Here is a 12,656-nt window from a genome sequence, read left to right as displayed (position 1 = left end):
TGGCGCCACCGGCCGGCGGCTGCTCGCCGGGTGACACCGGGCCGCCTCTCCAGCGCCCGCGAGTGACGCCGGTCCCCGGCCCTGGTGGCCCGGCCGCGTCGGAGGTCGGCGGACCTCAGCGGCGATCGCCGTACGGTGACGCCGGCCGGGGGCGGCGGGCGACGCGATGGTCAGGTCTGACGGCCGTCAACGGGCGACGCGCTCGCGCACGGTCGCCACGGCCCGCCCGCCGCTCTGCGCCGGCGCCCCGTCCGTCAGCCGGCGGCGGCTTCCTCCACCGTCGCCCGCACTCTCAGGACGGTGTCGACCCCGGTAAGTTGCAGGAGTCGCTGCAGCTGAGGTGTCGGCCCGGCCACGTACAAGTCGGCCGCCTGATGAGTCTGGATCAGCAGGTTCAGCAGCGATGAGTCGGCGAAGGTGATGCCGGAGGCGTCGAGGATGACCTTTCGCGGCTTCTTGACTGCCAGGTCCAGTGCGTCTGCCAGGGGCGTGACCGACTGGATGTCGTAGGCGCCCCGCGCGCCGATGACCCACGCGCCGTCCCGCTCGTACTGCACCACCGTGGTGGTCTGGTCCAGGACCTGTGGCCGGCTCTCGACGACGTCGGTCAAGTGCTTCGTGACTGCTTCGTCCAAAGACACCCTCGGGTCCCTCCTGTGTCTGTCCCGGGCCGGATTATGTCATCTGTTGCATGAAAAGAATGTCATGCATCTGGTGTCGCGTAAAGGCGGTCCTAGAATGCACTGCATGGTTGCAGTGCCTGAATCTCACTCCGGATGGACGTTCCTCACCAATCACGCGCGCGTGTTGGCGGTCATTGCCGACAACCCGAACGTCCGGATCCGTGACATCGCCGCACACTGTCGGCTCACCGAGCGGGCGGTCCAGCGGATCATCTCCGACCTCGAGCAGGACGGATACCTCTCCCATACCCGTGACGGTCGCACCAACATCTATCGCATCAAAGCGGACACGGTGCTGCGGCACCCCGCGGAAGCAGGCCTGACGGTGGCCGCGCTGCTCTCCCTGCTCGTCCAGGACGAAACCGACCGCGCGAGAAAGCCCAAGAGCCAGACCGGCTTGGCCGACACCAACGGCACGCGGTAGCGGCGGATCGGATGCCCACCGCAGCCTCTGCCGTCGTGCAGCACCGCCGACCACCGCATCGCACAGGGAAGGGACGCATCGACCGCCCTCATCCGGGCGGTGGTGTCGGGATCCCGGTTCGGCGGCGCTGGATGTGCGGTTCCGGGACGCTGGTGACACGCGTGCTGGGTGCTATCGGGTGCAATCGCCTCCCATGACCATGTCGGAGATCCTGACCGAGATGATCCGGCCCGCCCTCGCCGAGAGGATCGCCGAGGGCGGACAGGACGCATGGCTGGCCGACTCCGCCGTCCCAACGCCCCGCTGATCGTTCAGCGGGGCGTCTGACACCTGCACCCGGGCTCCACGGTGCGGTCTCTGTGCCGCATCCGGCGGACGGATCCGTCGCGGCCCTGTGGGGCCGCCCGCCGATCGTCCGCACCCGCCTTGACGGTGAGCTGAACCACTCCACTCGCCAGGAACGGCCGTCACCCGACGGAAGCCTTGCACGAGGACCGCGCCCCGGTCCGGACGGCACCGGCACCGGCGGCTGAGCTCCGGGCCCCGTACCCGACCGGACGGGGACGCCGTCAGCCTCCCCCTCCCCCTCGCCGCTCAGCCCGGTCGGGATGGAAACCTCCCGGACATCCGGAGAAGCGGCGTTCCCGGGGCAGGGAGTTCCAGCGGCAGGTTCGCCGGCTAGGGAGATGGCCGCCCGCTCCGGTTACGCGTCGGCCCTGAGAGGTCCGGTCACCGAGGTGATGTGTGCCGTCGTCAGCTCAGGCCGAGAACCTTCATGGTGTGCTCGGCCATGCGCCGTTCTCCCAGGGCGTTGGGATGGACGGGTACCAGGCTGTGGCCGAAGAGCAGTGGTTCGATCCACCGGGTGCCTGCGGCCTTGCACGCGTCGTGGCCTTCGGAGATCCGGGAGAAGTCCACGTAGGTGGCGCCGGCCTCTTCGCTGGCGCGTTCGACCACCGCGTTCAGGTGTGCCTGTATGTCACGCAGGTAGGGCACATCACCGGCGGCGACGGGCAGTTTCACGAAGCAGGCCGGGTCGGCCTCGGCGGGTGTGATCCATGGGTAACCCAGAACCGCGACACGGGCGTTGGGCGCCTTGGCGCGTACCGCCCGCAGAGCGCTCTTCAGCGCGGGGTAGGTGTTCTTTTCGATCTGGTCGGTGAAGGAGGTGCCGTGCGTCTTCTTGCAGGGGCTGCCCTTGCCTGCGGTGAGGACGCCCGCGGTCCCGCAGGCGGTGATGGCGTTGATGAAGGTGCCGTTGTCGTTGCCGCCGATGGTCAGCGTCACGAGGTCGGTGTTCGCACCGAGTGCGTCCACCTGGGGCGCGACTCCGGGGTATTGCGATGCGGTGAAGTCCTTGGTCTGGGCGGCGCCGCAGGTCACGTCCTTCAGATGGGCGCCCGTACGGGCTGCGATCACATGAGGGTAGTTCGCGGTGGAACGCAGGCACAGAAGGTTGGTGGGATCCACGGGCAGCACGCCCGAGCCGGCGCTGTAGCTGTCGCCGAGGGCGACGTAGTCCAGTGAGGAGGAGGCGTGGGCAGTGCCGCCCGTAAGACTGAGAGCGAGTACACCGATGAGTGCGGATGATGTGCCCATGACAGTTCGGAGAATGTGCTTCGGCATGTGATCCCTCTCCTGAGGCGGAACTGCGAGGCGGCAGCGGTGGGGCATGCCGACGGCGGGAACGGCGGTGCGGACGGGAAGAGTGCCAGGCTGTGCGGCTACTGGACGGTTCTACCGTCAAGTAATGTGCAGGCCCTCCGGCGGCGAGTCAACATAGTTGACCGAACTTCTTGAAATGCTCACGAAATATCGGCCGGCCCCCGCGAACGCGTGAACCCGCAGGTGCGAAGTGTCGGCACCTATCCTGTCCCGCATGCTGCAGACCGGCTCCAGCGCCACGACCCGCGAGTCCATCCACTCAGCCGCTGCCCGGCTCTTCCGGACCAAGGGCTTCTCCAGGACCACCGTCCGTCAGATCGCGGCGGCGGCCGACACGGACCCCGCACTGGTGATCCGTCATTTCAAGAGCAAAGAGCTCCTGTTCCTGGAGACCATGCACCTGACGATCGACGACGAGCCCCTGCTCGATGTACCACTGGAGCGTCTGGGCGATCGACTCGCTGAACTCCTCGTCGAACTGGACGGTTCCGCGCGAGGCGTCTTCCTGGCCCTGGTCCACGGCAGTAACGAACCGCACATCCACGAGCGCCTGCGCGATACACACGAGCACCTCTTCGTCACGCCACTGCGCCGCCGCCTGTCCGGCCCCGACGCCGACGTCCGCGCGCGCATGGCGTCCGCCCTGGCAGGGGGACTGCTGTACGCACTGTGGGTGGCCGGGGACGAAGGGCTGCTCCGGATGGACCGCGCGGAACTGGTGTCACGGTACGGCGCTCTCCTGCAAGAGGTGTTGACTCCTCGGACCCACTGACGTCGCCGCGGCCCGTGCCCCACCTATGAGGACGGACGGCGAACGACGAGCGGACGGCTGCTCGGACGCGGGCCGTCGACGGGTCTTCGCCGGCCTCGGCGAAACGATCCCCGGCGCTTCGGGGACCTCCTGAGCCCTCCGCTGCGCGAAGATCACGCGGTGGGGGCTGCGGCCGCTCCGTCCCCGGTGAGGCCGGCGAGGACGGCCTCGCCCAGGGCGTGCACGGCCGACTGGGGCCTGACCATGACGGTGAACTCCTTGATCCGGCCGTCGTCGTCGAAGTGCAGCAGGTCGATGCCGTGGATCTCCTTGCCGCCCGCACTGGCGCGGAAGAGCAGCACCGCGGAGGGTGCTGTCGTGGCGTCGGCGCTGGTCTGCGCGGTGCCGGCGTGCTCGCCGATGTAGCGGAAGTCCTCGAAGGTCCGCAACAGGACCCTGAAGAGCCCCATCACCGCCGTTTTGCCCTCGAAGGGCGTGAACTTCACGGGGCTGTAGAGGCGGATGCCGTCGGTGAACAGGTCGTCCAGAGCGGCGAGGTCGCGGTTGTCGACGGCTGCGCGGAAACGGTCTGCGGTGTCCACGGGACACACCTCCACAGTCATGAACTGGAATAGTCATTTTCATGACTATCATGGTGGCCCGTACGGCAACAGAGGCATGTGAGGAGCCGATCCCATGGCACTACGGCACGCCGTGCTCGCGGCGCTGCTCGACGGCGAGCTCAGCGGCTACCAACTGGCCAAGGCGTTCGACGTCGGCGTCGCCAACTTCTGGTATGCGCAGCCGCAGCAGCTCTACTCCGAACTCACCCGGCTGGAGAAGGAAGGGCTGGTCGCAGGACGGGAAGTGGTACAGAAGACCCGGCCCAACAAGCGGTTGTTCCACGTCACCGACGCCGGCCTGGCGGAACTGGAAGCCTTCACGGCCGCGTCCGCCAAGCCGACCTTCATCCGTGACGACCTCCTCGTCCAGGTCCAGGCCGCAGACCGGGTGGACACCGACGCCCTCATCGCCCGGCTCACCGAACGCGCCCACGTCGCCCAGGCCAAGATCGACCTGTTCGGTTCCCTGCTGCACCGCCTGCGCGACAACCTCACGGAGGACGAGTTCCTGCGCCACGGCGACCGGATCGGCCCGTACCTGACCTGTCTGCGAGGCGTGGCCTTCGAGCAGGAGAACCGCGACTGGTGCGCGCGCACGATCACCGTCCTGGAAGAGAGGCGACAGCTCCATGCCGGGCTCTGACGTGGTGTATCTCCGCTATGTCGCTCTGGGCGACAGTCAGACGGAAGGCCTGGGTGACGGTGACGAGAGCGCCGGCCTGCGCGGTTTCGCTGACCGCCTCGCCGAACAGCTTGCCCGGATCGAGCCCGGTCTCCACTACGCCAACCTGGCCGTACGAGGTCGTGTTGCCGCACAGATCCACGCCGAACAGCTGGCACCCGCCCTCGCGTTGAAACCCGACCTGGCCACCGTCGTCGCCGGTGTCAACGACCTCCTGCGGCCCCGCTTCGACGCCGGCGAGGTCGCCGCCCACCTGGAGACCATGTTTGCCGCGCTCACTGCCCAGGGCGTTCACGTGGCCACGATCACCATCCCGGATCCCGCACGTATCAGCCCGCTCGCTCGCCCTCTGGTCCCACGCGTCACGGCCCTGAACCAGCACATCCGTCAGGCTGCCCGCCGCCACGGGGTCACGGTTGCCGAGACCGCGCTTCACCCGGTGGCAGGCGACGCCCGTCTGTGGAGCACCGACCGGCTTCACGCGAGCACCCTCGGCCACCAGCGCATCGCCGCCGCCCTCGCTCACGCCCTGCACCTCCCCGGGAGCGATGACACGTGGACGCACCCACTCCCGCCGGCTCTCCGGTCCACCGGCCGGCAGGCCACCGCGGCGGAACTCCGCTGGGCGGCGGGCTTTCTCGGGCCCTGGCTCGTCCGACGTCTGAGGGGTCGGTCCTCGGGGGACGGCCGGACCGCCAAACGCCCCCACCTCCTGCCGGTACGGGCGGAGGGCAGCCTTCCACCGGGGGCCGAGGTGCACTGATCACGCGAGCCGGTCCACCTCTGCCCCGCCCGGGTAGCGGACCCACAAGGGGATGACGAACACGGGAGGCAGCGCCCGCAGGGACGCGGACAACGGAAGGCGGCAAGGCCGCACAGGCGTCGCGTGCCCCCATCCGCCGCCCGGCACCAGGGCGGCGGAGTGTGCCCGCGGCCCCTCCGGGCAGCTGCCGGGCGGTTCGCGTCAGCGGCCTGTGCCGCGGTGGCATGTCTGGCGAACGGGGCGGGGTGCCGGCTGTCGGAGTCCGCGAGGCATGCCGGTCGGGGGCGCTGCTCAGGGCAGGCCGGAGGGGATGAGCGGAGACCTCAGTCCTGTTCCGCGCTCTCCCCGGTCGGCGGCAGGGTCGGGTAGTCGGGGATCGGATACACGCCGACGGCGAAGCCGTGGACCGTCTCGCCGGTACGCGGCAGTCTGTCGAACTCGTGGATCACCTGCTCGACCCGCTCCCAGAACTCGGCCGCCTGTTCTTCGGAGATCCGGGCCCGCCGAATGAACTGACGCAGCCGCCCGCTCTCGTGTGCCGCAGCCGATTCCCTCGCTGCCACCTCGAAGTCGTTGAAGTCGGGCGGCAGCGCTCCGCCGGCCTTCTGCCGGCCGAGGCCGACGAAGAACATCCGCGCGGTACGGCCGTAGAAGCGCTCCTCGACGGCCCGGACCCTGCGCGTCCGCACGACGCGCAGAAGACCGGCTCTGGACAGGACCGCGACGTGATGAGCGACGGTGCTTTTCGGCCGCTCGACCGCGGCGGCGAGCTCGGTGACCGTCGCTGCGCGCTCGTGCAGCAGCCCGAGAATGGTGGTGCGCAGGGGGTCGCTGATGGCCCGCACCTGCTCGGCGGTGGTGAGCTCGACCGTCTCGTCGAGGTCGTAGTCGGGAGTGTTGCTCGACATGATGGCATGAGACTAACATCGCCGAATGTTCGAGAAATATGGATCGTCCGACGAACCGGAAGCGGGCAGGCCATGGCCGAGGTTGTGCTGTTCCACCACGCTCAGGGGCTGACTGCCGGAGTCGAGGCTCTCGCGGCCGAACTCCGCCGGGCAGGCCATACCGTCCACCTGCCGGACCTCTACGAAGGGCGCACGTTCGACACCCTGGAGCAGGGCATCGCCTACGCGAGCCGGACGGGATTCGGCACCGTCATGGAGCGCGGGGTCGCCGCTGCACAGCCGCTCGGCGCCGAGGTGGTCTACGCGGGCTTCTCCCTCGGCGTCATGCCGGCCCAGCGCCTGGCCCAGACGCGCCCCGGCGCCAGGGGTGCTCTGCTCTTCTGCGCCTGTTTGCCGGTGTCCGAGTTCGGTGAGGCATGGCCGGCCGACGTCCCGGTGCAGGTGCACGGGATGGACGGTGACCCGTTCTTCGCCGACGAGGGCGACCTCGACGCGGCCAGGGAACTGACCGCCGGCGCTGCCCATGCCGAACTGTTCCTCTACCCCGGCAAGGAGCACCTGTTCGCCGACTCCTCGCTGCCGTCCTACGATCGGGCCGCGACGGAGCTGCTGACCAGGCGGGTCATCGAGTTCCTGGACGGCCTGCGGTAGCAGGGCTTCCTCGTCCGGCGCGCCCATCGATGCGGGCCGGGTTCTGTGTCCCTTGATCCGGTCGGTGCCGCACGGGCCGGCCGGATCAAGGGAAGTCGAACGGGCTTGTCCCGCAGGAGACCAGGTCCGCCGGCCCGCTGACGAGTAGGCGCGCCCCGGAGCCTGTGTGGTGGGCGCACGCTTCTCGCCGACATGGGCGATCCCGTTGTGTTGCGTCACTGTCGGGCTCACGGTGGAAGCGCGCTCGGCAGGATGCGGACGGGGTCGGCGGTTACCGGATCAGGAACTCCAGCTCGGGGCGCTCCCACGCCACCGCGGGAGGGTTGGCGGAGACGGTCCCGGTGAGCAGTGCGCCCACACTGCGGTAGAACCCCTCGGCCGGAGGGTGCGACACGACACGCACGCGGTCCAGTCCCGCCGCACGCGCCTCGGTCTTCATGTGCCCGACGAGCAGCCGTCCGATGCCGCGACCCTGGGAGCCGTCTGCGACGAAGAGCAGGTCCAGCTCCGGCGGCGCGAGGACCAGCGAGTAGAAACCGAGCACCCGGCCCGCGGGGTCGGTGGTGTCGACGGCCACGAAGACCCGGTGGGCCTCGATGTAGTCGGGACCGACGCGATACCCCGCGACCATCGCCGCGTACGGATCCCTGTAGGCCCGCGAGCCGCGCACGAGCCGCGTGAGCCGCTTGGCATCCCGGGCGACAGCCTGTCGTACGGCGGTCGCGCCAGGTGTGGGCGTCATGGTCGGCATCGTGTGGAGGGTACTACGCATCCAGGGTGGGGCCTGTGCGGTGAGGGGGTGACGGGCCGTCGTCGGCGCGCCAGGCGTGGTGACGGCCGTCCGACAGGGCGGACGAGATCGAGGCCCGGCACCGTCCGGACTCGCCTTCCTCGACTGCGCCCGGGGGAGTGAGGGTCGATCCTGCGCGGCCGGCGAGGTGTCGGTCCGCGGGCTCAGGCGGGGGCGGCGGCCAGCAGGGTGAACGCGGCGATGATGACGGCGACGCGGACGTAGTGCAGGCGGTCCCAGCGGTTCTTCTGCTCCTTCCAGTCCTCGGGCCGGTTCTCGGGCGTCCATGTCCTGCCCCGGTTGTTGATCGGGACGAGCAGCAGAAGCGACATGATCACGCTCACGATCAGCAGCCCGGCGGCGAGGACGACGAGGCCGGTGCCGGCATCGTGCCATCCGGCGACGGCCCAGACGGCGGTGAGAACGAGCGAGGCGATGTACCAGGCCGGCATGAGGGCGCCGAGCATCCGGGCCCCGTGGGCGCGGCCGAGCACGCCGCTTTCCTCGGGGAGCGCGTCGAGAATCGGGTTGATGACGAAGGCGACGGAGAACTCCACCCCCACCATCAGACCGACGAACACGATGGTGAACACCTCTAGTGCGTTGAGCATGACGACCCCTCCAGAGATCTAGCGGCGCTAGCTAGTGGAGCAACATTAGATCTGCTGCCGCTCGGTTGTCTAGCGGTGCTAGAATCGTGCCATGTCGCTACAGGAACGCAAGGAGCGCGAACGGGCGGGCCGCGAGCGTCTCATCGTGGCCACAGCCCGCGAACTCGCTGAGCAGCAGGGCTGGGACGCGGTCACCACCCGCCGGCTCGCCGAGCGCATCGAATACAGTCAGCCCGTCCTCTACAGCCACTTCCGCGGCAAGCGCGAGATCATCGGAGCCGTCGCCCTCGAGGGCGCCGCCGAGATGGCGGCGGCGCTGCGGGCCGCGGCCTCTGCCGCCGACGGCCCCCGCGCCCAGGTGACCGCCCTCGCCCGTACCTACCTCGACTTCGCCGAACGCAACCCGGCGGTCTACGACGCCATGTTCCAGCTCGACGGCGGCCTGCCCTTCGCGCACGACGACACCCCGGAGCCGCTGAAGGACGCCTTCGCCGCCCTGCTGGAGAGTCTCGGCCAGGTCGCCGGGGACGGCGTCCACCCCGCGCTGTTGACTGAGACGTTCTGGGCGGCCCTGCACGGACTGGCCACCCTGACCCGGGCACGGCGGCTCCCCCCGGGGGACACCGAGCGCAGGGTGGAACTGCTGGTGGACCGGTTCGCCGGAGCGTGAAACGCGAGGCCCCGGCGGGCCGCATGACCGGGGTGCGCCCGAGAGGTATCCAGAAGCGCTCCCGACGCCGGGGAGCATCCGTGGGCGGACAGGTGATCGTCAGCGTGAACGGGCCTTGACCGGTTTCCGGGATACCGGGTTCCCGCCCCGGGCCCGGCAGCGCACGCAGCCGTCCTCGCGATCGACGCAGCACCAGTACCGCCCGGCGGAACGGGCCCAGAGCGCGGGAGTCCTCGGGGCGCCGATCTCGTGCCGGTGGGCGGGCGGAACCGGGCGAGGCGTCCCATGACGTGGCGCGGGACGTCGAGCGCGGCAGCACAGCGACCCGAAAGCGGCGAGAGCCCTCTCCGGTGTGGGGCCGCTGGTCGTACGGGGGCCGCGTCTCATCCAGGTCGATGTGGGCGGCAGTCCTCCGCGCTGAAGAGGCCATCGAACGATGCGCACGGGACGGCCCGCTTGGTGATCTTGTCGAGTCCCCGGACGCTGACCCGGCCCGTCGACCGCGACACCGTCGACACTCTCGCCACCGTCGAGCAGGCATGGGCTGCCGCCGACGCGAGCGTTTTCAGCTCGCACTTCCGAACGCCGTCCTCAACCACCAGGGCCACTATCTGAGGGACCAAGGTCGTCGAAAACCAGAAGTCATGTCGTGACGTTCCAGGCAGGATGCCTCTGTGAACCATGTTCTGTGCGGGCTTGCCGCCAACGTCAGCCTGCCGTTCGAGCTGGTCGACCGGCTGATCGCGGTCGCGGACGCCGAGATCGCGGTGGACCTCGCTCATCGGGCCGACCTGAGTCACGCACAAGCGGTGGTGCTGGCCTCCCGTGTCGAGGAAAGCGCTGTGTCGCTTGCGTACGCAGGCCTGCTGACCGCCGCAGACATCGATCCCGTGAGGCAACCGGACGTCGCGCTCGCCCTGCTCGCCGAGCGTGCCGGACGCCCGGAATGGGCCCGTGACCTCGCGGAAGATCCAGTCGTCGAGCGCCGGGAGAAGCTCGCCGCTTGCCCCGGGCTTCCGCTCGATGTGGTGGAGATGCTGGCCACCGACTCGCACGTACAGGTCGTCGCAGAACTCGCGTTGTGGACGACACCGGAGACGGCCACCAGACTTTCGGCGCATCCGCATGCTGAAGTCCGTCGCGCGGCAGCGGCCAACGAGATGACGCCACCGGCCGTACTGGCGGCGCTGCTCACCGACGAAGGGCTGCCTCCCGCACACCGGTGCCTGGTCTGCGACCGCGAAGAGGTGCCGTTTGTGCACGATCCGCAATGCTCGCGACTCGACTGCGATCTGCTGGCCGGCGCCTCCTGTGACGGCTCCCATGAGTCCACGAGGCACGAGACGCAGCAGACAGCGATCCGAAACCCGGCTACACCCGTCGAAGCCGTCGTCAGCTTCGCCTGCCACTCCTCTTTGCTCACGCGCTGGGCACTCGTCGGCCGCACCGATCTACCACCGGACGTCTACGGTGTTCGAGCCGATCTTGCCGAGAATCCGGCGATCGACGACGTCCTGATTCGCCTACTGGCTGCCGACCGTGACCACGAAGTGCGGCGCAGGCTCGCCCACAATCCACTCGTACCCCTCGACGTGCTGATCCAGTTGGCCGGCGTGACCAGGATCGGCGCCGCCCTGCTGCCGCGGATTGCTTCCGCATCCACCGACGAGGTCGAGGAGCTGGCCGCATCACCGAACCCAGCCGCGCGGATGCTCATAGCCCAGCGCCGCGATTTGCCATCCCCCCTACGCGACGCGCTGGCCGCCGACTCCGACGCCAAAGTGCTCAAGTCCATCGCTCCACACCCGGGCCTCTCAGAAGGTCAACTGCGCGCCATGCTCGACCGGCACGGAGTTCGGGTCGCCGCTAAGGTGGCTGCCGATCCGGACGCGACTCCGGCACTGCTGGAGGACCTTGCCCGGCACGAGCCATCGGTCCAAAAGGCGTTCCGCGAGATCGCCCGGCATCGCAATGCGTCGGCACCGGCGCTGCTGGCCTGCCTGGCAGACACAGGGGCGAGGCGTATAGCCGCCAGCCACGCGGCACTTCCGCCGCCGATCATCGAAGAACTACTCGCCGACGCCGACTGGCGGGTGGTGGAGGCGGCAGCCGCCAATCCTTCACTGCCTATCGCTGTCATAACGGACTTGATGCCTCAGCTGTAACAACTCCCAACGCAATGACCGAGTCGAGGCTGCGTTCGGCTTCCTCCGAAGACCGGTGTCAGGTCGGAGGAGGCAAATCTCTTGGTCGCAGGGTGTCTCGAATCCGGAGGCTGCAAGCGTGATGGAGGAAGACGCAACCAGCTCGGGTGGTGCCCACAGCACGCCCAGGGGTCGATAAGTGATCAAGTAGCAGACGAGGTTGAGGAACGATTCGTGGATGTCGGCCCGCCGTTCCCAACGGGTTCGCAGACGTCGAGAAGCCGTGCAGCCATAGGATCGACGAGGGCTCCCAGGAGCCCCGCGTCCTCGGCGTGCGACCAGGCCGGTCTCCTCCGCGAGTTCGCGGATCACCGCGTCTTCGAGGGATTCCCGGGCCCCAACGCTGCCGCCGGGCAGTTCGAGGGCGCCGGGGCGCTGTCGGCCCAGCAGGATGCCCTCTTCGCTGAGCAGGATTGCTCCGACACCGACGGGCGCGTGTGTGGCCGACGCCCGGGTGCTGCGAGGTCGGCTAACAGACGCGTGCCGGCTGGTCGGGCAGGCACCGGGCGCGGATGAGCTGCTGGATGACCGTGGCGCTCTCGTCGGGGTGTGGGAGCAGGTCGACGGCTTCGACGCGGAAGCCGCACTCGGTGAGCAGGTCCTCCCACAGCTGCGGTGTCAGGACCCACATCTGTGTCGGCAGGGGCGGGTCGTCGCGCAGCAGGATCATCTGTTCGCGCGGTGTTACCTCCGTGGACGGGCCGTTGCCGTGCAGGTCGGTGTGCAGGAGCGAGAGGATCAAGGGGGCGCCCGGACGCAGGCCGGAGCGCAGGGCCGGCAGCGAGCGGTGCGGGTCGATGAAGGCGAGCGTCCCGATGGCGTACGCGGCGTCGAACGGCTCGGCTCCGTCCAGGTACTCGGTCACGTCTGCTTGCACGAATTCGACGCCGTCGACGTCCGCGTGGGCGGAGACGGCGCGCTCGTGCTGGGTCGGGGACAGCTCGATGCCGGTGACGCGCGCTCCATGTGCCCGGGCGAGGTGGACGGCGTGGTGACCGGCTCCTGAGCCGATGTCCAGGACCCGGCGGCCGGTGACGTCACCGAGGACTTCTGCCCCCGGTCCGATCCCTTCCCAAGGCGTCCAGCCGAGCCGCTCGGGGATCGGCGGGGTGTAGGCGCGGGCCAGTTGGCGCCGGCCGTAGATCTGCCAGGCTCGGGTGTTGGTGTTCTCGGCGGGCACGGTTCCTCCTGGGTGGGGGATCAGGTGTGCGTGATCAGGTAGGCGGGGCCT

At 69.3% G+C, this 12,656-nt stretch carries 14 protein-coding genes and 2 pseudogenes; 7 read left to right on the top strand and 9 right to left on the bottom strand.

The features are described 5' to 3' along the window. Window positions 1–254: 254 nt before the first annotated feature. A complete protein-coding gene (locus HTV45_RS00280) occupies window positions 255–611 on the bottom strand; it encodes an STAS domain-containing protein (RefSeq protein ID WP_251690853.1) in 357 nt (118 codons plus the stop codon). A gap of 136 nt (window positions 612–747) precedes the next feature. On the opposite strand from HTV45_RS00280, the gene HTV45_RS00275 reads away from it, so the two are divergent. Continuing rightward, the gene (locus HTV45_RS00275; RefSeq protein ID WP_215203488.1) at window positions 748–1,107 is read left to right on the top strand and encodes a helix-turn-helix domain-containing protein; all 360 of its coding nucleotides are present in this window, start codon (window positions 748–750) and stop codon (window positions 1,105–1,107) included. Between the two features lie 753 nt (window positions 1,108–1,860). On the opposite strand, the gene HTV45_RS00270 is transcribed toward HTV45_RS00275, so the two are convergent. After that, window positions 1,861–2,733, bottom strand: coding sequence for an SGNH/GDSL hydrolase family protein (locus HTV45_RS00270; protein WP_215203487.1), 873 nt, complete (start codon window positions 2,731–2,733; stop codon window positions 1,861–1,863). Between the two features lie 253 nt (window positions 2,734–2,986). Here HTV45_RS00270 and HTV45_RS00265 point away from each other — a divergent pair, with 253 nt between their 5' ends. Further along, on the top strand, window positions 2,987–3,544 hold the full coding sequence (locus HTV45_RS00265; protein WP_215203486.1) for a TetR family transcriptional regulator: 558 nt from the start codon (window positions 2,987–2,989) through the stop codon (window positions 3,542–3,544). 152 nt (window positions 3,545–3,696) lie between these two features. On the opposite strand, the gene HTV45_RS00260 is transcribed toward HTV45_RS00265, so the two are convergent. Next, a complete protein-coding gene (locus HTV45_RS00260) occupies window positions 3,697–4,125 on the bottom strand; it encodes a nuclear transport factor 2 family protein (protein ID WP_215203485.1) in 429 nt (142 codons plus the stop codon). A 94-nt stretch (window positions 4,126–4,219) separates the two neighbouring features. Between HTV45_RS00260 and HTV45_RS00255 the strand changes: the two genes are divergently transcribed. Then, complete coding sequence (locus tag HTV45_RS00255; RefSeq protein ID WP_215203484.1) at window positions 4,220–4,789, top strand: PadR family transcriptional regulator; 570 nt, start codon at window positions 4,220–4,222, stop codon at window positions 4,787–4,789. Continuing rightward, window positions 4,776–5,591 (top strand): SGNH/GDSL hydrolase family protein, encoded by an 816-nt coding sequence (locus tag HTV45_RS00250; protein WP_215203483.1) that lies wholly within the window; start codon window positions 4,776–4,778, stop codon window positions 5,589–5,591. Before HTV45_RS00255 ends, HTV45_RS00250 begins: the two co-directional genes overlap by 14 nt. Before the next feature lie 323 nt (window positions 5,592–5,914). Here HTV45_RS00250 and HTV45_RS00245 read toward each other — a convergent pair whose 3' ends face one another. Continuing rightward, window positions 5,915–6,499, bottom strand: a complete 585-nt coding sequence (locus tag HTV45_RS00245; protein ID WP_215203482.1) for a transcriptional regulator — start codon at window positions 6,497–6,499, stop codon at window positions 5,915–5,917. A gap of 72 nt (window positions 6,500–6,571) precedes the next feature. Between HTV45_RS00245 and HTV45_RS00240 the strand changes: the two genes are divergently transcribed. Continuing rightward, window positions 6,572–7,150, top strand: coding sequence for a dienelactone hydrolase family protein (locus tag HTV45_RS00240; RefSeq protein WP_215203481.1), 579 nt, complete (start codon window positions 6,572–6,574; stop codon window positions 7,148–7,150). A gap of 271 nt (window positions 7,151–7,421) precedes the next feature. On the opposite strand, the gene HTV45_RS00235 is transcribed toward HTV45_RS00240, so the two are convergent. Next, window positions 7,422–7,901, bottom strand: a complete 480-nt coding sequence (locus HTV45_RS00235; RefSeq protein WP_215203480.1) for a GNAT family N-acetyltransferase — start codon at window positions 7,899–7,901, stop codon at window positions 7,422–7,424. Between the two features lie 203 nt (window positions 7,902–8,104). Then, the gene (locus HTV45_RS00230; RefSeq protein WP_215203479.1) at window positions 8,105–8,551 is read right to left on the bottom strand and encodes a DUF1772 domain-containing protein; all 447 of its coding nucleotides are present in this window, start codon (window positions 8,549–8,551) and stop codon (window positions 8,105–8,107) included. A 91-nt stretch (window positions 8,552–8,642) separates the two neighbouring features. Between HTV45_RS00230 and HTV45_RS00225 the strand changes: the two genes are divergently transcribed. Further along, a complete protein-coding gene (locus tag HTV45_RS00225; RefSeq protein WP_215203478.1) occupies window positions 8,643–9,221 on the top strand; it encodes a TetR/AcrR family transcriptional regulator in 579 nt (192 codons plus the stop codon). Between the two features lie 674 nt (window positions 9,222–9,895). Beyond that, on the top strand, window positions 9,896–11,386 hold the full coding sequence (locus HTV45_RS00220; protein ID WP_215203477.1) for a hypothetical protein: 1,491 nt from the start codon (window positions 9,896–9,898) through the stop codon (window positions 11,384–11,386). A 165-nt stretch (window positions 11,387–11,551) separates the two neighbouring features. On the opposite strand, the pseudogene HTV45_RS33830 reads toward HTV45_RS00220, so the two are convergent. The 3 genes and pseudogenes from HTV45_RS33830 to HTV45_RS00210 all read right to left on the bottom strand — a co-directional run. Continuing rightward, window positions 11,552–11,647, bottom strand: a pseudogene (locus HTV45_RS33830) (IS5/IS1182 family transposase); the annotation flags it as partial. Between the two features lie 105 nt (window positions 11,648–11,752). Next, window positions 11,753–11,812 (bottom strand): annotated as a pseudogene (locus HTV45_RS33825) (hypothetical protein); the annotation flags it as partial. Window positions 11,813–11,894: 82 nt separating this feature from the next. Beyond that, on the bottom strand, window positions 11,895–12,605 hold the full coding sequence (locus HTV45_RS00210; RefSeq protein WP_215203476.1) for a bifunctional 2-polyprenyl-6-hydroxyphenol methylase/3-demethylubiquinol 3-O-methyltransferase UbiG: 711 nt from the start codon (window positions 12,603–12,605) through the stop codon (window positions 11,895–11,897). Window positions 12,606–12,656: the final 51 nt, after the last annotated feature.

The sequence above is a fragment of the Streptomyces sp. CHD11 genome, assembly GCF_018638295.1.
Classification (GTDB): Bacteria; Actinomycetota; Actinomycetes; order Streptomycetales; family Streptomycetaceae; genus Streptomyces.
This window is presented reverse-complemented; position numbering and strand designations above follow the sequence as displayed.

Bases quoted from the DNA above. Each gene is read 5' to 3' on its own strand.
- HTV45_RS00275 (WP_215203488.1), top strand. From the start codon at position 748: ATGGTTGCAGTGCCTGAATCTCACTCCGGATGGACGTTCCTCACCAAT.
- HTV45_RS00270 (WP_215203487.1), bottom strand. From the start codon at position 2,733: ATGCCGAAGCACATTCTCCGAACTGTCATGGGCACATCATCCGCACTC.
- HTV45_RS00265 (WP_215203486.1), top strand. From the start codon at position 2,987: ATGCTGCAGACCGGCTCCAGCGCCACGACCCGCGAGTCCATCCACTCA.
- HTV45_RS00255 (WP_215203484.1), top strand. From the start codon at position 4,220: ATGGCACTACGGCACGCCGTGCTCGCGGCGCTGCTCGACGGCGAGCTC.
- HTV45_RS00250 (WP_215203483.1), top strand. From the start codon at position 4,776: ATGCCGGGCTCTGACGTGGTGTATCTCCGCTATGTCGCTCTGGGCGAC.
- HTV45_RS00245 (WP_215203482.1), bottom strand. From the start codon at position 6,499: ATGTCGAGCAACACTCCCGACTACGACCTCGACGAGACGGTCGAGCTC.
- HTV45_RS00240 (WP_215203481.1), top strand. From the start codon at position 6,572: ATGGCCGAGGTTGTGCTGTTCCACCACGCTCAGGGGCTGACTGCCGGA.
- HTV45_RS00235 (WP_215203480.1), bottom strand. From the start codon at position 7,901: ATGCCGACCATGACGCCCACACCTGGCGCGACCGCCGTACGACAGGCT.
- HTV45_RS00230 (WP_215203479.1), bottom strand. From the start codon at position 8,551: ATGCTCAACGCACTAGAGGTGTTCACCATCGTGTTCGTCGGTCTGATG.
- HTV45_RS00225 (WP_215203478.1), top strand. From the start codon at position 8,643: ATGTCGCTACAGGAACGCAAGGAGCGCGAACGGGCGGGCCGCGAGCGT.